Source organism: Campylobacter hyointestinalis subsp. lawsonii, from assembly GCF_013372165.1.
Classification (GTDB): domain Bacteria; phylum Campylobacterota; class Campylobacteria; order Campylobacterales; family Campylobacteraceae; genus Campylobacter; species Campylobacter lawsonii.
The window spans coordinates 825,460-847,309 of sequence record NZ_CP053828.1 but is presented as its reverse complement, the minus strand read 5'-3'; the positions used below and the strand labels follow the sequence as shown (position 1 = coordinate 847,309).

23 protein-coding genes and 1 pseudogene are annotated in these 21,850 nt (G+C 33.2%); 5 read left to right on the top strand and 19 right to left on the bottom strand.

What is annotated here, in order from left to right; genetic code table 11:
- The first annotated feature begins 29 nt into the window (after positions 1-29).
- Genes hddA through hddC form a run of 3 tightly spaced genes read left to right on the top strand, consistent with a single transcriptional unit; the run spans position 30 to position 2,317 of the window.
- Entirely contained in the window at positions 30-1,049 is a 1,020-nt protein-coding gene (gene hddA / locus CHLWT_RS04355) for a D-glycero-D-manno-heptose 7-phosphate kinase (protein WP_111949455.1), read from the top strand.
- Entirely contained in the window at positions 1,037-1,633 is a 597-nt protein-coding gene (gene gmhA2, locus CHLWT_RS04350) for a D-sedoheptulose 7-phosphate isomerase (RefSeq protein WP_111969324.1), read from the top strand. The genes hddA and gmhA2 overlap by 13 nt, the downstream gene beginning before the upstream one ends.
- A complete protein-coding gene (gene hddC / locus CHLWT_RS04345) occupies positions 1,634-2,317 on the top strand; it encodes a D-glycero-D-manno-heptose 1-phosphate guanosyltransferase (RefSeq protein ID WP_112000639.1) in 684 nt (227 codons plus the stop codon).
- Between the two features lie 152 nt (positions 2,318-2,469).
- Here the strand turns inward: hddC and CHLWT_RS09560 are convergent, their stop codons facing one another.
- The 9 genes from CHLWT_RS09560 to glmU all read right to left on the bottom strand — a co-directional run bounded on the left by CHLWT_RS09560 (position 2,470) and on the right by glmU (position 9,939).
- Positions 2,470-2,592, bottom strand: a complete 123-nt coding sequence (locus CHLWT_RS09560; RefSeq protein WP_258521934.1) for a hypothetical protein — start codon at positions 2,590-2,592, stop codon at positions 2,470-2,472.
- Between the two features lie 69 nt (positions 2,593-2,661).
- Positions 2,662-3,162, bottom strand: a complete 501-nt coding sequence (gmhB, locus tag CHLWT_RS04340) for a D-glycero-beta-D-manno-heptose 1,7-bisphosphate 7-phosphatase (RefSeq protein WP_112000638.1) — start codon at positions 3,160-3,162, stop codon at positions 2,662-2,664.
- 311 nt (positions 3,163-3,473) lie between these two features.
- Entirely contained in the window at positions 3,474-4,289 is an 816-nt protein-coding gene (locus CHLWT_RS04335; protein WP_112000637.1) for a tRNA pseudouridine synthase A, read from the bottom strand.
- The gene (locus CHLWT_RS04330; RefSeq protein ID WP_111985909.1) at positions 4,290-5,315 is read right to left on the bottom strand and encodes an LptF/LptG family permease; all 1,026 of its coding nucleotides are present in this window, start codon (positions 5,313-5,315) and stop codon (positions 4,290-4,292) included. It lies immediately after the preceding gene.
- Entirely contained in the window at positions 5,312-6,121 is an 810-nt protein-coding gene (locus tag CHLWT_RS04325) for a prepilin peptidase (RefSeq protein WP_112000636.1), read from the bottom strand. Before CHLWT_RS04325 ends, CHLWT_RS04330 begins: the two co-directional genes overlap by 4 nt.
- Positions 6,121-6,804 (bottom strand): polyprenyl diphosphate synthase, encoded by a 684-nt coding sequence (uppS, locus tag CHLWT_RS04320; protein WP_112000635.1) that lies wholly within the window; start codon positions 6,802-6,804, stop codon positions 6,121-6,123. The genes CHLWT_RS04325 and uppS overlap by 1 nt, the downstream gene beginning before the upstream one ends.
- 3 nt (positions 6,805-6,807) lie before the next feature.
- A complete protein-coding gene (locus CHLWT_RS04315) occupies positions 6,808-7,479 on the bottom strand; it encodes a hypothetical protein (RefSeq protein ID WP_112000634.1) in 672 nt (223 codons plus the stop codon).
- Positions 7,476-8,642 (bottom strand): bifunctional phosphopantothenoylcysteine decarboxylase/phosphopantothenate--cysteine ligase CoaBC, encoded by a 1,167-nt coding sequence (coaBC, locus tag CHLWT_RS04310; protein WP_112000640.1) that lies wholly within the window; start codon positions 8,640-8,642, stop codon positions 7,476-7,478. The genes CHLWT_RS04315 and coaBC overlap by 4 nt, the downstream gene beginning before the upstream one ends.
- Entirely contained in the window at positions 8,629-9,939 is a 1,311-nt protein-coding gene (glmU, locus tag CHLWT_RS04305) for a bifunctional UDP-N-acetylglucosamine diphosphorylase/glucosamine-1-phosphate N-acetyltransferase GlmU (protein ID WP_112000633.1), read from the bottom strand. The genes coaBC and glmU overlap by 14 nt, the downstream gene beginning before the upstream one ends.
- Positions 9,940-10,213: 274 nt before the next feature.
- On the opposite strand from glmU, the gene CHLWT_RS04300 reads away from it, so the two are divergent.
- Both CHLWT_RS04300 and CHLWT_RS09710 read left to right on the top strand, forming a co-directional pair.
- Positions 10,214-10,735, top strand: a complete 522-nt coding sequence (locus tag CHLWT_RS04300) for a PAS domain-containing protein (RefSeq protein ID WP_235598080.1) — start codon at positions 10,214-10,216, stop codon at positions 10,733-10,735.
- Between the two features lie 573 nt (positions 10,736-11,308).
- Positions 11,309-11,977: pseudogene (locus CHLWT_RS09710) on the top strand (methyl-accepting chemotaxis protein); the annotation flags it as partial.
- A gap of 306 nt (positions 11,978-12,283) precedes the next feature.
- Here the strand turns inward: CHLWT_RS09710 and ilvA are convergent.
- From ilvA to CHLWT_RS04245, 10 genes are all read right to left on the bottom strand, one after another.
- Positions 12,284-13,495: a threonine ammonia-lyase gene (gene ilvA / locus CHLWT_RS04290; protein WP_112000631.1), complete on the bottom strand. Its 1,212-nt coding sequence runs from the start codon at positions 13,493-13,495 to the stop codon at positions 12,284-12,286.
- The gene (locus CHLWT_RS04285; protein ID WP_063998128.1) at positions 13,479-13,877 is read right to left on the bottom strand and encodes a CoA-binding protein; all 399 of its coding nucleotides are present in this window, start codon (positions 13,875-13,877) and stop codon (positions 13,479-13,481) included. The genes ilvA and CHLWT_RS04285 overlap by 17 nt, the downstream gene beginning before the upstream one ends.
- A gap of 122 nt (positions 13,878-13,999) precedes the next feature.
- Positions 14,000-14,404, bottom strand: coding sequence for a YgiW/YdeI family stress tolerance OB fold protein (locus CHLWT_RS04280; RefSeq protein WP_063998127.1), 405 nt, complete (start codon positions 14,402-14,404; stop codon positions 14,000-14,002).
- 96 nt (positions 14,405-14,500) lie between these two features.
- Positions 14,501-15,169: a 3-methyladenine DNA glycosylase gene (locus CHLWT_RS04275; RefSeq protein ID WP_112000630.1), complete on the bottom strand. Its 669-nt coding sequence runs from the start codon at positions 15,167-15,169 to the stop codon at positions 14,501-14,503.
- Complete coding sequence (locus CHLWT_RS04270) at positions 15,159-15,899, bottom strand: DUF815 domain-containing protein (protein WP_244948809.1); 741 nt, start codon at positions 15,897-15,899, stop codon at positions 15,159-15,161. The genes CHLWT_RS04275 and CHLWT_RS04270 overlap by 11 nt, the downstream gene beginning before the upstream one ends.
- Before the next feature lie 27 nt (positions 15,900-15,926).
- Positions 15,927-16,529: a putative metalloprotease CJM1_0395 family protein gene (locus tag CHLWT_RS04265; protein ID WP_112000628.1), complete on the bottom strand. Its 603-nt coding sequence runs from the start codon at positions 16,527-16,529 to the stop codon at positions 15,927-15,929.
- A complete protein-coding gene (mfd, locus tag CHLWT_RS04260) occupies positions 16,526-19,480 on the bottom strand; it encodes a transcription-repair coupling factor (RefSeq protein ID WP_151062173.1) in 2,955 nt (984 codons plus the stop codon). Before mfd ends, CHLWT_RS04265 begins: the two co-directional genes overlap by 4 nt.
- Entirely contained in the window at positions 19,461-19,868 is a 408-nt protein-coding gene (locus tag CHLWT_RS04255) for a bactofilin family protein (RefSeq protein ID WP_112000363.1), read from the bottom strand. The genes mfd and CHLWT_RS04255 overlap by 20 nt, the downstream gene beginning before the upstream one ends.
- On the bottom strand, positions 19,817-20,704 hold the full coding sequence (locus CHLWT_RS04250; protein WP_112000362.1) for a peptidoglycan DD-metalloendopeptidase family protein: 888 nt from the start codon (positions 20,702-20,704) through the stop codon (positions 19,817-19,819). Before CHLWT_RS04250 ends, CHLWT_RS04255 begins: the two co-directional genes overlap by 52 nt.
- The gene (locus CHLWT_RS04245) at positions 20,694-21,848 is read right to left on the bottom strand and encodes a folylpolyglutamate synthase/dihydrofolate synthase family protein (RefSeq protein ID WP_309300091.1); all 1,155 of its coding nucleotides are present in this window, start codon (positions 21,846-21,848) and stop codon (positions 20,694-20,696) included. The genes CHLWT_RS04250 and CHLWT_RS04245 overlap by 11 nt, the downstream gene beginning before the upstream one ends.
- Positions 21,849-21,850: the final 2 nt, after the last annotated feature.

Genomic DNA, 21,850 nt, shown 5'->3' with positions numbered 1-21,850 from the left:
TCCCATTTTTTAAAATATTAGGAAATTTTATGAAAATTATTCGTTCTCAAACCCCGCTTAGATTAGGACTCGCTGGTGGTGGTACAGATATCAATTTATATTGTGATAAATACACTGGCTATGTTTTAAACGCTACGATATCCCTTTATATTCATTGTACATTAATCCCAAGAGATGATAATACAATTATATTTGATTCACCAGATACCAACTCATACGCAAAATACGATAGCAAATCGCATTTAGAAAATGACGGAAATTTGGATATTTATAAAGCAGTATATAATAGAATTGTAAAAGATTTTACCCATAAACCTTTGAGCTTTTCGCTACATACATATTCAGATGTCCCTAGTGGAAGTGGTCTTGGTGGAAGCTCAACATTGGTTGTAGGGGTTATTGTAGCATTTAAAGAGTGGTTAAATCTACCGCTTGGAGAATATGATATAGCAAAGCTTGCTTATGAAATCGAGCGAGAAGATTTAGGAATAGTAGGTGGCGCACAAGATCAATACGCTGCTACATTTGGCGGATTTAATTTTATGGAATTTTATGATAATAAAAGAGTAATTGTAAATCCACTAAGAATCAAAAATTGGATCGCTAGCGAGCTTGAATCTAGAGTAGTTTTATATTTTACCAACATTACTAGAGAAGCCAAAGATATAGAAGAGCACAAAAAAGGCAAACTTGGTGATAATAAATCTTTAGAAGCTATGCATGCCATAAAGCAAGATGCAGTGTCTATGAAAGAGGCTCTATTTAGAGCGGATTTTGATACTATAGCGCAAATTTTAGGCAAATCATGGAAATCTAAAAAAATTATCTCTGATATAGTTAGCAATGATGAATTAGATAGAATTTATGATCTAGCTATGGAAAATGGCGCATATAGTGGCAAAACTAGTGGAGCTGGAGCGGGTGGATTTATGTTTTTCTTAGTAGATCCGATCAAAAAATACAATCTAATTAAAATATTAAACCAACAACAAGGCTACATCCAAGACTTCTCATTTACCAAAGAAGGAGCAAAATCATGGAAATTATAAATCAATATATAAAAAGTCATTTTGAAGACTCAATACAAGTAAAAAATCAAATTTTACAAGATAAAGCCCTAATAGAGCTTATCCAAAAGGTAGCTTTAATCACTACAAATGCTTATAAAAATGGCTTTAAAACCATGCTAGCAGGAAATGGTGGAAGCGCTGCTGACGCTCAACATATAGCAGGTGAGTTTGTAAGTAGATTTTATTTTGATAGACCAGGAATTCCTAGTATAGCTCTCACTACTGATACAAGCATTTTAACAGCTATTGGCAATGACTATGGATATGATAGATTATTTGCTAGACAAGTTCAAGCCCAAGGCGTAAAAGGTGATATTTTTATAGGAATATCAACAAGCGGAAATAGCACAAATATCATCGAAGCCCTAAAAGTATGTAAAGAAAAAGAGATAATCTCCGTAGGCCTTACTGGTCAAAGTGGCGGTAAAATGGCTGATTTGTGTGATTATTGTATCAAAGTGCCATCAAATTGCACCCCTAGAATTCAAGAATCTCACATTGTTATAGGGCATATCATTTGTGCTATCGTAGAAGAAGAGATATTTGGAAAAGGTTTTAAATAGATGAATAGCCCCAAAGAAGCAATCATCTTATGTGGCGGACTTGGGACACGCCTTAAAAGCGTATTACCAAACCTGCCAAAACCTATGGCACCTGTTAAAAACAAACCTTTCTTAGCATTTATATTAGAGTATTTAAAAAGACAAAATATTAAAAGAGCTATCTTAGCCGTTTCATATAAATATGAAATAATACAAAATTATTTTCAAAATTCATATTTAAATATGGAGATTGTCTATAGCATAGAAGATGAGCCACTAGGCACTGGTGGAGCGATTGTGGAAGCCTTAAAATTAGTAGATCAAAATAGCGTATATATACTTAATGGTGATACAATTTTTGATATAAACCTAAATGGTTTAGAATTAAAAGATAGCAAAATTTGCGTAGCTTTAAAACATATGAATAATTTTGATAGATACGGAAGTGTAAATATCGATAAAAATCATAATATAACAGCATTTAATGAGAAAAAATTCAGATCCGATGGCTTGATAAATGGCGGAATTTATCTAGTTAGCAAAGATATATTTGACGATTTTAGTTTAAATAGCAAATTCTCATTTGAAGAGTTTTTTCAAAACAATTTTTTAGCTCTTAAAGCTAGAGCCTGCGTGTTTGATGACTACTTCATTGATATTGGAATTCCACAAGACTATAAAAAATTTATTAATGATAACTCTTAATATTGCTCCGCAGCTTAATACATACCATACTAGTTATTGCTAATTACAGTAAGCGTAGAGCAGTCAGTGCTATAACACCAAGAAAGATTCTCTCGCTTTTATATCTATCCATAACCACCCTACTTTCATAATTAGCACACTTAACAAGTATATCATAAGTAATCATCAAATATCACGACAAAATCCACAAATTCCATCACGCACAGCATAGTAGGCATATGAAATTCTTCAAAGAGTCTTGTGGTATTGTCACTTGGAATTAATTGCAAAACCATAGATATTAGCCTAGTTTTCGCCTACACTTTGTGGGCTTTGAACATCCAAATAAGCAGTTACAAATACTATCATTTATGCAATTTTACATACTCCAAAACATCCATCACGCTACTAAATTTACCACCATCAAGCAAAAAGCTCATACCAACTCCAGCGCCACTAGCTGCGTCAATATCGCTTTGCTTATCACCTATCATAATTGAGCTTTTCATATCTATATTAAATTCACTCAAAGCCTCTAAAAACATACCGGGTTTTGGCTTTCTACACTCGCAATTATCATCAGGCGCATGCGGACAATAGTAAATTTTTTTGATATTCACACCTTGAGTTTTAAACTCGTTTATCATATAATCACTAAGCTTATCAAAATCAGCTTGAGTGTAGTATTTACGACCTATGCCAGATTGATTTGTCACGACAAAAATCTCAAATCCAAGCTCCATAAATCCACTTAAAGCCACAAAAATCCCAGGCATAAACTCAAAATCTTCTATACGATAAACATAACCGGGGTCTTTATTTATCACCCCATCACGATCTAAAAATAGCGCTTTAATCTTTTTCATGGAGTGGATTTTATCTATATTTTAGTTTAAATTCACTTAATATAGATAAATTTATTTGATAATTTATATTCAAAAATTAAATTTTTAATCTTTAATATAAATTTTAAAATATTGCCATTACAATACTCATACTAAAACTGATATAAAATAAAAAAATAGCTCTATTAGTTGCATTATCATAATATCTAGCGTGATTATTATCTACATGATAACTGATTTTATGTTTTTAATTGTCTGGTAGATTTGTATATTCACTAGGTTCTAAATTTATAAAATTTACTAATAAATAATAAATCTACTACTAGCTAAATTTAATAAAATACGCGTTTCAAATATAGGCCATTTGGCGGTGAAGGCATTCTAGTAATCGGTTTTTGCTCTTTGAAATTCGAGATAAATTTAGCTAAGCTCTCATCGCTTTTACAAGCTTGCAAAGCATTTGCTACCATAAGTCTTACTTGTGCTCTTAAAAATCCGTTTGCTTTGAAATTTATAATGGTAAAAGTCTGTTTTATATTTAAGTTTTGTTTAGATATACTGCTTTGGTGCGGTAGAAAGCCACTTTTTATACGTTTAAATTTACCAAATTTATCTTTATAAATTTGGTAAGCCTTTGCCAGGTATATCTCTCTTATGGTTGATTTTTCACCACTTCCTACTTTATAAAAAGGCTTAAAATCGTGTAGTCCTAAAAAGCATTCTAAAGCTTTGTTCAATCTATCTAAGTGCAACTCATCATAAAAACATACATAATCACTTAAAAAAGGATTAAATTTTCCGTGATGCAAAATATATCTATAACTCCTAGCTTTTGCAAAAAAACGAGGATGAAAGTCGCTACCTACCTCATATAGCTGTTTTATAAAAATATAAGGCGCAGAGTGTTTATTAAGCTCTTTTTTTAGCCATTTAAGTCTATCTTTCCAAAACTCACCGCACTCCACACTAGATACTTGCGCTAATGAATGGACGCCTTTATCTGTGCGTGAGCTTGATACTATACGCTCAAATATACCTACGCGTTTTAGAGCCGAGTTTAGCTTATCTTCAACACTTAGTAGATTTGGCTGAGACTGCGAACCGCTAAATTTAGAACCATCATAAGAATAGATAAGAGCGATTTTCATTTAGTATTTTTTAAGTATTTTCTTGCTAAAAATCAGCATAGAAGATATAATGAAGCCAAGAAATATAAGCGGAACCGCGTAAAACACCTGTTTTGCAAAGATCATTATTAGAGCAAAATATACAAACAAAACACCGAAAATTCCAAAATATATAATGCCTTTTTCATATCTATAAGTAACTATACCAAAGCTTAGAGCAAACAATACTGAGGCTAGTGGAAATATAGACACAAGTGTGTAAATGCTTAGATCTTTGGCTCTTTTATCGTCGCTAAACGCTTTTTTCCAGTACTCTTTTAAAGAGTAATCTTCTTTAGCAGTATCTGTAGTAAATGTCCTAATAGTCATATCATCAAATGTGCTTATGTGCCATTTATCATCATATATGTCATACATTTTTCCATTTAGAAGTAAAAGTTCTAAATTTGAGTTGTTATTTTTTATATCTCCACTATGAGCCATTATAAATCGTTCTTTATCATCTGCTGTGTTGTACATGACTATATTTTCATACTCTGGCAGATCTTTTTGCTCGTTTCTTTTTTCTATAAATACCATCCAGTCGCCAAATTTTTGTCCAAATTCGCTAGGTTTTATATTTAGACTAAGTTCTGTTTTTTTGTATCGTATAAAATCATCATTTAAATTTTGAGCCATAGGCATAAGTATAAGAGAGTTTATGAGTAGTAAGAATGAAAGCAAAAATGATATCAATATAAAAAAATTCGCTATATTTTTTGGATTGTGCCCGAGTGTAAATAAAACTATACTTTCATTTTCTTTTGATAGTTTAAAAAAGCTCATAGCAACGGATACAAAAAATGCTATTGGTGTAGTAAAAAGTAGGATTTGGGGCATCATAAATAGATACAGTCTAAGAAGTTCTACAAAGCTTATCTCTATATAGCTTGTAATGCGAGCTATCTGCAAAAAAAATACAATCGACATAATAAGAAAAAGAGTAGCAAATAAAGATATAAAAGTACTCAAAAAGCTATTAAAAAGATATCTATTTACCCTATTCATTTTAACCCCATAAATTTAGTATAAATGTCAAAAAGTTCTAAGAAAAAGTCTCTAAAAATCATAACTAAAAATAGTGCAAAACTTAATGACGGTATGAAAGGCGCTTCTGTTTGGTTTGATTTTATGCGTAAAATTATATGTAAAATTATCTGTAAAATACCTGCTAAAAGTATAGCTATAACACCAAGTTTTACTCCTAAAAGCAGTCCAATGATCGCTATAATGATACTATCTGCATCTCCCATAGCTTCTATTATCTCGCCGTTATTTTTTCTATTTATCCAAGCACTTGCAATGCTTTTGATGATAGTAATACCTCCGGCAAATATAAAAGAAACTATAATAGGAGATCTATAAAAGTCGCCATCTAATACATTAAAGGTTAAATTTAAAACACTAAAAACAGCAAAAAAGTATGCAGATATAAGCAAGATCTCAGGTACGGCGTTGTGTTTAAAATCTATAATGCTTAACGTAAAAAGTAGTATAAAGCAAAGTCCTAAAAACGCCGAATTTACCAAGCCTTCGCCCAAATATAGTCCAGCCATAGCAAATATACCACAAGCAAACTCAACTAGCGGATAAATAATAGAAATTTTTGTTTTACAAAATGCACAGCGTCCGCCTAAAAATATCCAAGAAAACAGCGGTATATTATGGATATATTTGAGATTTTGTTTGCATTTTGGACAATGACTAGGCGGATATATGGTGCTTTTTCCAAGTGGCATTCTGCAAATTAAAACATTGCAAAATGAGCCGATACAAACTCCAAATATAAAAAATAACGCATAGTAAATTTCCACTACAGACCTCCAAATTTTCTATGCGTTTTTTGATATTTTTGGATGATATCTTTAAGTTCGCTGCTTTTAAAATCTGGCCAAAGCGTCGGCGTAAAATAGAGCTCCGCATAGCTTGCTTGCCAAAGCAAAAAGTTGCTGAGTCTTTGCTCGCCACCTGTTCGAATGAGTAAATCTACGTCGCCAAACTCGCTCGTATCTAGATTCTGGCTTAAGCTTTTTTCGCTAAGTTTTCCATCTTTGCTATCTTCTATGGCTTTATTTGCAGCGCGAATTATCTCATCTCTACCGCCGTAATTTATAGCTAAAATAAAATTTAGTTTATCAAATTTAGAAGTGAGATTTTTTAAATTTGATATCTCGTCTTTTAAATCATTGCTAAAAGGCTCTATATCGCCTATAGTGTGAAATTTAATGCTATTTTGTATAAATAGATCTTGTTTTGATACTAGAAAATCTTTTAGTAATTTCATTAGAAAATCTATCTCTTTTTTAGGTCTTTTCCAATTTTCTGTGCTAAATGCGTAAAGAGTTAAATTCTTAATAGAATTTTCTATGCAAAACTTAGCGATATCTGTGACGGCTTTAGCTCCTGCTTCGTGTCCTTTTGTGCGGACAAGCCCCCTATTTTTAGCCCATCTACCATTGCCGTCCATTATGATAGCTAAGTGATCTAGTTTATTCAAGTCTTAACCTCTAAAATCTAAAAAATTTTCTTTTTGTTGCCAAAATGGCTCTACATTTCCTACTTCGCAATTACAACCAAAAATATTATAAAATGCTGACGAAAAGCTCTTATATGGGGTAGTTATCTTTATAAATTTACCTTCACTTATAAGTGCTTTAAATGGTGCAAAATTGTCAAAAAGTAGATATAGCTCAAGTGGATCTCCAAGTTTTATCTCTATTAGCGCGTATCTATTCTCATATAGAAATGGAACGCTGATTATTCCGCTTTCTAATGCTAGTATCATAGATGTGTATATGCTAAAATCCGTACTATTTTTTGCCCTAGCAAGGCGGTTTTTGATCTCTTTAGCAAATAGATCTAGATCGCCATTTGTAAGCAGGTATTCTACCAAACTCGCTCCATCTTCTAAATAGTGGTAAGATTGTCTTTTGATAAGTCCGTTTATATTTATCACGCCACCGCTTTGAGAGCTTATATTTGCGAAATATTCACCACCTACTTCAAGATCTCGCTGTGATTTTGTACTTAGAAATTTACTTCCAAATTTGAGATTGTATCTATTGTATCCGGTTTTTTCTATGACTTTTATGATGACAGGAAGACTTGCATTTATGATAGTGGTGCTATTTGGCGTATTTTGAGCTTGGATCTTTGAAATTTTACTTATCATATAAATTTACTAAACTCCACTATCTCTTTTGCGACTTCAAATTTACTTTTTAGCTCTGTGGATTTTGAATCTGTTTTAGTGATAAAGCAAATGGTTGTTTCGTCGCTTCCAAAGTTTATTTCATCTCCTAAAATATTTAAGCAAACAGCGTCTAGATTTTTATCTTTTAGTAAATTTAAAGCATTTTGCACTGCTGTCTTTTTATCCATTTCCATTTTGAAGCCGATTTTCTTGCAGTTTAAATTTATATTTTTTAGTATGTCTTTATTTAAAACTAGCTCTAAATTTAGCCCATTTTTATCTTTTTTCATCTTGCCATTGAATTTATTTTTTGGTATATAGTCGCTGACTGCCGCGCACATAACTAGCAGATCATTATCCTTTACTTTTTGTGAATTTAGAGTTTCTAAAAGCTCATTTGAGCTTTGAAATTTAACTATTTTATATGGCACTTCAAACTGCGTTGAACTGATGAAAATAACCTCACTTCCAGCGTAGTAAAATGCGTCTGCTAGGGCTTTTGCCATTTTACCGCTAGAAAAGTTTGTGATACCTCTTACGTCGTCTATTTTCTCTGTTGTGGCTCCGCCTGTGATAATGACTTTTTTGTTTGCGTAAAACTCGTCTTTGTTTAGAATTCTTCTAGCCATAGCAACTATAGTTTTAGGTTCATTCAAAGCGCCTTTTCCAAAGTCTTTACAAGCTAGAGTTTTTGAGACTGGCTCACAGATCTCATAACCGTTTTGCAAGAGTATCTCTAAGCTTTTTTTGGTTGCAAAGTTTTCAAGCATATTGTTATTTGCTGAAGGCGCTATAAGCTTTGGGCAAGTAGAAGCTAGTATGGTTTGTAAAAATACGCTATCTGCGATGCCATACGCTATTTTATTTATAGTGTTTGCAGAAGCCGGCGCTATGATGATAAGGTCGTTTTTGCTATAGTTTATATGATTTACTCCTTTTTGCCAGTCTTCGCTCACGCTAGAAAGTACTTTTTCATCACAAAGTGCTTCAAAACTTAAAATATTTGTAAATTTTAAAGCTCCATCACTTAGCATAACGCGGACATTTGCCCCTTCTTTTTTTAGGATACTTAGAATTTCGTAAGCCTTATAAAAGCTTACGCTTCCACAAACTGCTAGTAAAACTCTTTTATTTTTCATCATTTTTACCAAAAAATTTGTAAAAATACATGGGTTTGTTGATTTGAGCATTTCTAGTGATGATTAGATCGCCTTTATTGCTATCTTTTGTGACAGTGCTTCCAGCTGCTACTAGAGTATCATCAGCTATGCTTAGTGGGGCGACTAACTGAGTATCGCTTCCTATAAATACGTTTTTGCCTATGATAGTTTTATGCTTTTTTTTACCATCATAATTGCAAGTTATAGTGCCACATCCTATATTTGTACCACTACTTATATCACAATCTCCAAGGTAGCTTAGATGCCCAGCTTTTACGGTATCTAAGTTAGCGTTTTTAAGCTCGACGAAATTTCCGATATGTGTTTTTTGGATCTTTGAGTTTGGTCTTAAATGAGCCATAGGTCCTACGTCGCTGCTATCTACTTGACTATATTCTATGACCGAGCCACTTTTGATAACCGAGTTTTTTATCACAGAGTTTCCTATTATCATAACATTTGGCTCGATTATACATTCTCCTTCAAACTTTGCTCTACTATCTATAAAAATAGTTTTTGGAAGGTGCATTATGACACCATTTTTCATAAGTTTTTCTTTTATAGAATTTTGCATAATCTCTTCTGCCAAGCTTAGAGCAAATTTATCGTTTATACCCATAAAATTTGCTTCACTAACCAAACTAAAACTTACGCTAAAACCTCTATTTATAGCTAGTTCTATGGCATCGGTGAGATAAAATTCTTTACTAGCGTTGTTGTTTTTGATAAGCGGAATAAGATCTTTAAGTAAATTCGTATCAAAACAATATGCTCCTGCATTGCAAAGATCTACTTTAATCTCATCTTCGTTTGCGTCTTTTTGCTCTACGATCTTTACTACTTTTTTATCCTTTGTTATGACTCTGCCATATCCGTTTGGATCTATAGCTTTAAATGCGCTAAGCGTGACGTCTGAACTGTTTTTACAAAGTGCTTTTAGCTCATCGACTTGCACTAAAGGCATATCTCCGCAGATGATAAGTGTTTTTTTTGAATTTAGATCATTTATAGCAGCTCTTAGTGCTCCTGCGGTTCCTGGGAAATTTACTATATCTTGTTTGCAAATTTTAGTATTTTCAAATTCTGCTAAAACTACGCTTTTTACCTCTTCAAACTGATATGACAAGACGACTCTAACATCGCTAGTTATTTCATAGGATTTTTTTAGTATGTGAGTTATCATAGGCTCACCACAAAGCTCGTGCAAAACCTTTGATTTGCTTGATTTCATACGTGTGCCATTACCGGCTGCTAGGATTATTATGCTTATATCATTCATCTTTTTCTCTTTAAATTTAGTGGGGATATTTTACCCTAGATAAGCATAAAATATATTGAAATTTTTAAAATAATAGCCATATAAATATTTAAAAAATATTAGTTTTTTGTCGCGTGTATTTTAAATTTAAATGATATCTTTTATCGTTATTTTTAGCTCTTAGCTTTGTCTTTACAAGTCCGCAAACAGAAAATTAGATATCTATTTAGATTAATTTATATTATAATTTTTTAATATATTATTAGATACAATGATGAAAATATTAGGAGTTAAAATGAATTTCAAAATGATATATAATCATCAAAAAGAGATTGGTGATGAGGCTTTCATTACTACAAAGACAGATTTAAAAGGCCACATTACTTATGCTAATAGCTATTTTTTAAATATCGTAAATGCAAAAAATTCAGATCTCATAGGCAAAAATCACAATATAGTTCGCCATCATGATATGCCAAAATATGTATTTAAGCTACTTTGGGATAGGATAAAAAACAAACAAGAGATATTTGCTTTTGTTAAAAATATAACCTTTGATGGCGGATATTACTGGGTTTTTGCTAATGTTACAAGCTCTCTTGATGAAAGTGGCAATATCATAGGCTACTACTCAGTCCGTCGCAAGGCTAATCCAAAAGCTGTAGAGAAGATAATTCCGATATACCAAAAAATGCTAGAGTTAGAGAAATTGGGGGGGGGTATAGAAGCTAGCCAAAAATATATAGCCGATCTATTAGCTACCCACAATACAACTTACGACCGCTTTGTCAATGAACTACAAAGAGTAAAAGGATAGTAAATGAGTATATTTAGCAAAAAAAGCAAATTTGATGATATTGTTTATAATGAGATAGTAGCAGTAGCATGCGCCGCATCAAAAGGAAAATTAGAAGCTAGAGTTACAAATATCGATAATGATTCTAGATTAGTAACTATAGCTAAGTGTATCAATGACCTTTTAGACCAAGTAGAAGCCCTACAAAGAGAGACTCAAAGTAGCATTTTAGCAGCCAGAAATGGCGAAGAGTATCGAAATATCTATGTTGAGGGATTTAAAGGGATTTTTAGAAACAACGCAGAATCTCTAAGCGAAGGCGTAAGTGGCGTTTTAGAAGGTCAAAAAGGCAGAATTAGAGGGATTTTGAGTCAGAAATTCACAGAGCTAGGCAACGGCACAAGCGGAATGGATAGGGTCCAAAGAGATTTGATAGAGAGTGTAAATGATCTATCTAAGGTTGTTGATTCTAGCAGACAAACAGCAGATATAGCTAAACAAAGCATAAATAATGTAGAAGAGCTAAGCTCAAATTTCAGCGTAATTACCGCAAATAGCAACCAAACCACACAAAGCATATACCAAAGAGCTACTGATATTAGCAGTATGGTAAATTTGATTAAAGATATCGCAGACCAGACAAATTTATTAGCCCTAAATGCAGCCATCGAAGCAGCTAGGGCAGGCGAGCATGGTAGGGGATTTGCCGTGGTGGCTGATGAGGTTAGAAAATTAGCTGAAAATACCGCCAAAGCCACAGCTGATATAGAAAGTACCGTAACAATGCTAAGCCAAGACGCTGATGAGCTAAACCGCTCAACTGATATGATAAACAAAGTAGCACAAACCGCCATTGATAATACAAGTAAGCTAAAAGACACACTTCAAAATTTCAGCACAGACTCCACTGCAACGGCTAAAATCTCTGAACTAACACAGAATAAAGCAATCGGAATTCTAACCAAAATCGATCTAATCTTAGCTAAAACTAATGCCTATAATAACGCTCTAAATGACCTAGTTATCACACCAGAGCAAGAAGCACATATAGATGAATTATTAAGTGATTGTGATAAAAACTTTGCCAAATTCAAACCATCACAAGCGGTTCAACTCAAAGATGCCTTAGAGACTATAGCAAATATTTTAAAAGACAAAAATAGACAAGATATTGATGGATTAGTCAGTAAATTTAACTCGATCGAGCAAAATAGTAGCGCAATTTTTAAAAATATTGACAATATCATATCAGATAAAAGCTAGGATAACTTTTTAAGCTATAAAAATGGGCGTAAAAATTTAGAAAAGCTTTATTTAAATTTAAAAAAAGTTTGGTGCGAACCATAAATGTGTTTAGAAATTTTTTGAATTTTTTAAAAAATATGGTGGATAAATATCGGTTTGGCTAGATGAGTTTAGTTAGAAAAGATCAAGCACAATGTAGTTTTAGAAAAAAGAGTTTTGCCTATCTTATTGCTAAGATGGATTTTAAATTTATATAGTTTTATCAAAGCAATTTAAGAATTTATATCTAGCCTAGACACATAAGACTAAGCTAGATACGACATATTAAAACTCTTGGGTAAATTCATATCCTGCTGAAGTTAGAGCCAAAGCCACTTTTTCTTGATGTTCCTTGCCCTTAGTCTCAAGAGTGATAGTTATAGACGCATCGCCATAACTTAGCTTAGTTGAAAACCTATCATAGTCTATCTTTACGATATTTGCTCCAGAACTTCTAAGAACATCAGTAAGCCCCATAAGAGCGCCTGGTTTGTCTATCAAAGTAACATTTATGATCATCTTTCTACAGCTTCTTATAAGACCTTTTTCGATGATGACATTTAGCATTTGAACATCGATATTTCCGCCACTTAGTATAGCACCTATCTTCGCACCATTAGGAAATTTGAACTTACGCTCCAAAAGAGCAGCTACTGAAACTGCCCCAGCTCCTTCAACTACTATCTTTTGTTGCTCTAAAAGATAGAGTATGGCGTTTGCTATCTCATCATCGCCTACTTGTACCATCTCATCAACGCTCTCAATGATATTTGCCAAAGTTATAGGACTAGCGTCACGCACGGCGATACCATCGGCTATAGTTCTAACAGATTTTGAGTTTAGCTGTTTTTTAGCTTTAAAACTATCAAACATCGCCGGCGCTCCTTTTGCGCTTACACCGATAACTTTTATGTTTGGATTTATCTGTTTAGCGCAACTCGCCACACCGCTTATCAGTCCGCCACCACCCACAGGAGCTACTATATAGTCAAGATCTGCAACCTCATCAAGCATCTCTAAAGCGATAGTTCCTTGACCAGCTTGAACAAACTCATCATCAAATGGATGCACAAAGGTCATAGAGTTTTCTTTAGCATACTGCAAAGCAAACTCATAAGCTTCATCGAAATTGTCTCCTTTTAAGATGACTTCTGCACCTAAAGCTTTTGTCCCTGCTACTTTTAAGAGCGGAGCAGCTTCAGGCATAATGATGACAGCTTTAACACCAAAATGTCTTGCGCTGATAGCTACACCTTGAGCGTGATTTCCAGCACTTGCTGCTACCACACCACACTTTTTGGCTGCTTCATCTAAATGAGCTATTTTATTAAAGGCACCTCTAACCTTATATGCTCCAGTGATTTGTAAATTCTCTTTTTTAAGATAAATTTGAGCATCTGCTATTTTGCTTAATTTTGGCGCAAAACCAAATGGAGTCTTAACCACAAATCCATCAATATTGCGTTTAGCTTGAATAATTTTATTTAGACTTATCATTTTTCATCCTTTTATGCTCTATCATTATACAAGCATCTTGAGCAAAGTTCAATCCGCCATCTTGGGCGATTTTTTTGGCTTCATCATTTACAATTCCTAATTGTAGCCATAGATTTTTCACACCTAAATTTAGGGCTTCCTTGGCTAATTCTGTGGCAAATTCAGCCTTTCTAAACATAACAATCGTATCTATATTTTGCTTAATCTCGCTTAAGCTTTGATATGTTTGACATCCATTTATCTCTACACTTTTTGGATAGATAGCAAACACATTAAAACCTTGTTCTATCAAGTAGTTGCCGACATGATTGCTAGCCTTATTTGGATCAGGGCTAAAGCCTACAACGGCTATATTTTTCATTGAATTTAAGATATTTTGCATTATTTTTCTTTTTTTGGAATTTGGATTTGGATTGTAACGAAATTTTACTAAGTTTAAATTTAAAATCTCCCAAAAGTTACTATAATCAACTTTTGGGACTAAATTTTTAAGTTGAATTTAAGCTATTTTACTATTCTTTTTACATCTATTTCATTAGGCAAAACAGCGTTGCCATCAACTTTGCCATATATTGTGATAAGCTCATTAGGCCCAACACTAACTCCACCCCAATCATCATCATCAATCTCTATAATAATCGTATCTTTGCCATCGCTAAATTTATATTTTTCATGTCCTACTTGAGAGATGATTTTGCCTTTTATCTCAACCCAGGTATCATCCCACGCACCAAGTGCTGCTTTGACGCTATTTACCCCATATCTAGGACCTAAAAATCCACCTTGATTTATCGGTGCTTGACCACCTGTAAAGCCTGTAGTATTTGATTGACTAGCATCGCCTGTAAAGCCTGCTGCGTTTGCACTAATTGCTAAAGCTAAAATAGCTATAAAACTGAGTTTTTTCATCTTAATTCCTTATTTAAATGTTGCGTAATTATATATGATATTTGTTAAGCTATTGTGAATTTTAACCATAAAGATAGAAATTGATTTAAACGCTATTTAAATAGAAATCTCACTAAATAAACTCAAAGCAAAATCATCAAATTTAGCCCCTTTTAAATGGCTTTTACAAAATTCCACAATAAGCCCGTGATAACGAGCAAAAAGCTCATTGTCGCTTATAGAACCTACTGCTTTATAAACACATTTTCTATCGATATCTTCTAGCCACTGCCTAGCTTCATCATAACTCTCAAAAGTAAAATCCAAAAACTCAAATATTCTAAACGTGTATTTATCCACCACCATTATATCACGCGAACAAGCGTAACAAAGTATGCTATCAACACTCTCAAAACCCAAACCTTTTTGAGAGATCAGCCATTTCCTGCTGACATTTTTCATAAATTCCTCAAATGAACCAAATTTATCCAAAATATTTTTACAAAGCATACTTAGCCTTTTGGCTTTTGTGTTATAAAATCCACTTGGCTTTATCAAATTTGCTAAACTTGGTTCGCTTAAATTTGCCACATCTTCAAGGCTTTGAACGCCTGCATTTTTTAAATTTAAAAAAGATTTCTCTACATTTTCCCACTTTGTATTTTGAGTCAAAACAGCTCCGATGACGACCCAAAAGCTCCCATAATCTGGCCACCAAAACGGATTTTCCTTAAAGTCAAATATCACTTCTTTATTCAAAACTAAAAACAGATCTTCACTTCTCAAACTTACTCCTAACTGATAGCCAAAACTGCTTTGCACTTCTAGCGCTTCTTACGCCTTTTGATGCGGCATAAATAAGAGCTTCTTTTCTTAGCCACTCTTTATCTACATCTATATCTTTAAAATAGCTATCAACTATATCTAGATACTCAGATACTTCCATCTCATAAAAGCTTATATGAAGACCAAATCTATCTGCTAAGCTTAAACTTTCTCTATTACGCTCTTTTTCTATTATGTAATTTTCGTGGTTTTTTTCGCTTTTTATGATGTGTTTTTGATTGCTTGTAGCATAAAAAATTGCATTTTTTGGCGGGGCTTGAATGCTTCCTTCAAGCAGTTTTTTAAGCTCTCCTATAGTTTTATCACTAGTTTCAAAGCTAAAATCGTCGCAAAATATTATAAATTTAAAACGTTTTTTCTCTCTTATCTTGTCTAAAACCTTATATAAATTTACAAGTTCAAATTTGCTTATCTCTATCAATCTTAAATTTCTATCCATAAATTTACAAAATACAGCCCTAACAAGGCTTGATTTCCCACAACCCATTTCGCCCCATAAAAGTGCGTGATTTGCACCTTTATCATCTATAAAATTTAAAGTATTTTTGATAAGCTCGTCTTTTTGCCTATCTATACTTACAAGCTCATTTAGATCACTGATTAATATATCTTTTATAGGTTTTAGTTTTCCATCTCTTAAAGTGGCGGCTTTAGTCTTTTTCCAGTCTATCTTCAAAATATCTCCTTTGCTTTAAATTTAAAATAGCCCGATAGTGCTTGGGATATATGTGTCTTGATTATATGGATTTTTGGTGTTATTTTTATTAGTTGAGTTTGGTAAGGCGGCATTATTATCTTCGCCCTTACTATCATCTTGCTGAACTTGTTGCATCTGAGCCTTAGCAGAAGCTTCCATACTAGCTGCATTTGCTGCTATTTTAAGGTCTGCTGGGCTAGGACTCGATGGAGCTAGAGCTGCCCTTTTTATCTGCTGTGCTTTTTGGATAGTTTCTTGTGGTGTTCTACCTGGGCTAGTATCTATCTCAACTTCGCCACCCACGGCATACATTTTTGAATCGGGCCCTTTTTGATACGTAAAATCTGCTCCGCTAGTAAGCCCAGCGCCTGCTGCCATATGTGAAGCTTCGTGAGTTCTGACTTCAGAGTCTCGTTGCTGCAATTTTGCTACTTGAAGTTTCTCTTCGTCGCTTAGCTGAGTGATATTTTTTTTATCTTTATTATCACTAGAAGAATCGTCGCTAGTTTGACTAGTTTTTATAGCATTTTCTTTATCACTACTATTTTTAGCGCCATAATCCAAATAAGGGCTAGTAGTAGAAAAAGAATTTCCTATGATCACGTTTTATTTTTCCTTAGATAAGCTAAAATTTCAGCTAGCAAATCATCGTCGTCCTTGCTGCGTGATTTTAAAATCACTTTAGTATCATCATTTTTTGTAAGAGCAATATTTTGTTCGTAATTGCTTATAGCCTTAAAACCTTGCTTGCTTGCCAAAATTTTTATAATAATTATATCTAAAAACTGCTTTGTATAGATATCAAATTTACCAAATCTATCTTCTATCTCAGCACCTATCTCATAGACTTCATCTACCTCTTCGCATTTACTAAGACGTCTATAAAGCTCTAGCCTTAGTCTGTCTTCGTTTATAAGATCGCTGTTTAAAAACGCATTTACGCTAAGTTTTAGATCTATATCTTTAAGCTCAAATGTTTTTTTATTTAAAAGCGAGTTTATCTCATCTTCAAGCATTTTTAAATATAGAGAATAACCTATAGCTTCTATGTGCCCACTTTGAGCTTCTCCTACTAAATTTCCACCGCCTCTGATCTCTAAATCATGATAGGCTAGTAATGAACCAGATCCTAAAAATGAATTACTCTCAAGCGCCACTAGTCTTTTTATAGCATCACTACTAAGACTATCTTTGTCTTGTACTAAGAAATAACAATATCCTTGAACACTGCTCCTACCGACTCTTCCTCTTAGCTGATGAAGGTCTGCCATACCAAATTTATTTGCATCGTCGATGATGATAGTATTTGCATTTGGAAGATGTATCCCGCTCTCAACTATACTAGTACAAAGCAAAACATCATACTTTTTATCAGCAAATTTTATCATCTCATCTTCTGTGGTTTTTGCATCTATTTTACTATGAAGAGTCAAAATCTTTAAATTTGGCATCAAAGCTTTTAGCTCATTTTCAACGCCACTCATATCTTTTATCAAATTATGCACATAAAAAACTTGTCCGCCACGCCTGATCTCTCTTAAGATTATCTCTTTTATGAGTTTTTCATCCCACTGCTTTACAAATGTTCTAACATCTTGCCTATCAAGTGGTGGGGTTAAAAGCGTAGAGTAGCTTTTGACTGAGCTCAAAGCCATATTTAAACTTCTTGGGATCGGAGTTGCTGACATAGAAAGTATATGAGAATGCTCGCTGACTTCTTTTAACTTTTCTTTTTGTTTAACGCCAAATTTATGCTCCTCATCTATGATGATAAGCCCTAAATTTTTAGCTTTTAAAGATAATAAAGCGTGAGTTCCGATAACCACCATCGGTTTTGAACCCTCTAAATCTTTTATAATAAGCGATTTTTCCTTTGGGCTAGTAAAACGATCAAGCCTTCTAACATCTATATCAAATTTACTTAAACGCTCTTTTAAGCTTTTGAAATGCTGAGAACTAAGCAGTGTAGTAGGCACGAAAAATAGAGCTTGATAACCACTTTTTACACATAGATAAATAGCATTCATCGCGACTTCAGTCTTACCAAAACCGACATCTCCACTAAGAAGCCTATCCATAACACGACCGCTTTTTAAATCATTTTCTATATCATTTATGGCTTTTTCTTGATCGCTAGTATAAGTAAATCCGGCACTTAGTTTAAAATCGTAATATCCTTTGCTAGGATTAAATTTAACCGCCTCTATGAGCTCTCTTTTTGCGGCTAAAGATATGATCTTACTAGCTATGATAAATAGTTTTTCCCTAACTTTTTCTTTGATCTTAGCAAAACTAGCTTTTCCTAGTCTATCTACAGCGACTATAGAGCCACTTCCTGCAATGTAACGATCTATCATATTTAAATGTTCAACTGGCAAAAGAAGCCTATCATCATTTTGATAAGAGATGACCACAAACTCTTTTTTGCTGCCTAAAACAGTGATGAGCTCAAGCCCTAAAAACTTACCTATACCATACTCACTATGCACGACAAAATCATCTTTTTTTAGCTCATCTATTACTAAACTAGCCTTTTTTACGCGCTGCCTTTTTTCATATGAATTTAGCGAAACTATAAGCTCATTGCTACTGATCACATTTAATACTAAAGGGCTTATCTTAAGAGAAACATTGCTAAAATGAGTCAAATTTAGAGCATTAAAACTACTCTCGTTTTTGCTAAGTATGGTTATTTTTTTGTCGCTATGAAACTGGATTAAATCGCTATTTACGCTTACTTCTAAATCTTTGAAATGCTTTGGTTCTGGCAATTTCGCAACTGAATTTAAAAAACTTAAATCTTTATCAAAAATATCATTGATATCTAAATTCCCTGCTAAAATACATTTGAAATTTTCAAAATAATCAATAAATCCATCTATAACCCAAAAACCAAATGAGTTAATATCATTTATCAAAGCATTTGACTGAAATGCCTCTGTTTTTTGACTCACTTCATCAAATTCATCTTTGCTAAGACTTGCTAAAAACGGAGTTATCTCTATACTTTCAAGCTCGTTTTTATCTGATTTTTGCGTGCTTAGATCAAAAGTCCTTATGCTTTCTATAGTATCAATATCTAGCAATATCCTAAAAGGCTGATTAGCGCCAACGCTAAATATATCGATGATATCGCCACTGATTCTAACTTCGCCTTTGCTTTGAACAATATCTACAAAATTATATCCAAAGCATAGCAACTCATCTTTTAGTTCATTTAAATTTATCTTATCTGCAAAACTAAATTTTTTAGTTTTAAGGTGAGTTTTTGCTGGAAGGCGGTTTAAAAGAGTTCTTATAGGAGAGATTATAAGAGCATCTTTACTCTTATCTTTATAAAATTCGCTTAAAGTCTTGCTGATCTCTAAAAGTTCGCTATTAAAAGCTCTTAGATCATCGCCTTTTACAGCTCTAAAATCAGGAAGAACGTAGCATTTTTTACCTGCAAAACTTGCGGCATTACTAGCTTTTAGTGCTTCTTTGTCATCATTTACTACTAAAATTTCATAATCGTTTTTTATCTCTTTGAAAAACTCATAAATCCTTGCTTGCACTATTATCCTCGATAGCTTCTAAATTTAAGGTCACTTTTGAATGATCTTTTAATATGCTTTGTCCGATAAACTTAGCACCATTTTCTATGCTTAAATTTAAAGATACTATATCTCCTTTTACAATTGCACCACTTAGCAACTCAACAAACTCAGCGTCGATATTTCCTTCAAAACAACCATTTATGACGATTTTTTGTGCATACATATTACCTATTACATTGCCATCTTTTCCAATAATTATAGTGTTATCACTATGTAAGACACCTTCTATTGTACCATTAACGTGAAGCATCGAATTTAGGTTTAAATCACCTTTTATATAGGCTCCATTTGATATTATTGTTGTTTGGGCATTAAAGTTGTTAGAGTATTTACTAAAGACTGCCATGATACTCTTTGCTCCTTGTTAAATATTTCTTCATAATTTTTACTATTCCATTTTATAAAATTTATAGGGTCTAAAGGGCGTTGGATAAATCTGATCTCATAATGCAAATGCGGCCCTGTGCTAAGTCCTGTATTTCCACTATATCCTATTAAATCGCCCTTTTTGACAAAATCGCCTTCTTTTACTACGTCTTTTCTGCTCATATGTGCAAAGCGTGTTTTAAAACCAAAATTGTGTTCTATAATAACTAGATATCCAAAACCGCTGTTATTATACCCGGCAAACTCTATAACTCCATCTGCTGGAGCATAAATAGGAGTTCCTATATCAGCTCTTAGATCAATTCCTGGATGAAATTCCTTTTTGTTTAAAATCGGATGAGAACGCCACCCAAATCCAGCACTAACACCATTTGATTTTATCACTTCTCCATTTGGTATCATAGAAAACATAAGCTGCTGCTGAGAGCTAGTTAAAATCAGATTTTCAAGCCTAGTTTCCATAGTTATATTATTATCAGTATTAAGTCCTAGCTGATCTTCAAGTAGAGCTATTTTATCTTCTATAGCTGCAAATTCTTCATTGCTAGCGGCTATTTTTTTTTGCATTTTTTCATTTTCTAAGAATAGTTCATTTTTTATCTTAGTAAGCTCATCACGCTTTTGTTTTAAGCTGTTTGTTCTATTTTCCAAATAGCTTATATAGGCCAAGCCGATAAAAAAACTAACCACAGCTATAAGAACGATATATATAGCAATCTTCTTTATAAGCTGGTGCAATAAATAGTTTTTTGAGCCATTTATGTCTGTTATGGTTATGATAAATTTATTTTTCAATCACTTCCTTTATAAAATGTTCCACTAATACAAAAGAGCCAAAAACAAGATAATCCTTATCTTTATCGATGCAAGAAAATTTAGATACGCTTATGCCTAAGCTTTTAGCAATGCTTTGTATTTTTGCACCGGCTAATTTTCTATCTAAACTCTCATACTCGTAAATCAAAACTTCAGTAATAATATCTTTTAGCTCATCAAAAACAGCTTTTATATCTTTATCGTCAAAAGCATTATAGACTAAACTCACTTTTTTAGCACCAAACTCAGCTTTTAAAGCCCTTGCAGCGTGAGCATTATGCCCTACGTCTATAGTGATGTTTGGGGCTATTTTTTCACATCTCCCTCTTAAACTTAGAGCGTCTAAATTTAAAACTATATCATCTAAACCTTGCACTCCTAAAAACTTTGTACTGTGATAAGCAAGATTTAAATTTGAAGCTAAAAAACCGGGTAAATTGAATTTAGAAGAGTATAAATTTACACTATTTTCTATCGCTTTTGGCGATAAGATAAGTTTAGTATTTTTTAAATTTGCAATTTTCTTAGCTAAATTTAAACATACAAAGTCTTCGCAGACAATTGCAAATTTATCCATAGAATTTAGTTTTGTAGTAGCTATAGCTTCTAAGCTATCTCCAAGCATAGCTGTATGATCAAGTCCAACTGGCGTAAAAACGCTAAGTTTTTTGCTAAAAACATTTGTCGCATCAAACTCGCCTCCCATCCCTGCTTCGCATACAATCTCATCAAGTCCGCTAAACAAAACCGCAAAAAGCAACGTCGCCCATTCAAAATAGCTCAATTCGTCAATAAACCTATCGCCGCCATTTACCGCTTTAAAATATAAAAGCAATTTTTCATGAGCCAACTCAAGCTCATCATCGCTTACATTTTTTCCATTTATCCAAAATCTTTCATTAAATTTAAAAATATGCGGACTCGTATAATGCCCTACTTTTTTTCCGCTTTTTAGTAAAATTTGAGCTAAAAATCTTCCGGTGCTACCTTTAGCGTTAGTCCCTACTATATGAATGACTTTTGGCAAGGAAAAATTGCTTTTTATGGCGTTAAATGCTTTTGGAAATCTTAAATAGTCAATCGTATCATAATAAAGCGGTTTTGAATTTAAAAAATCATACATCA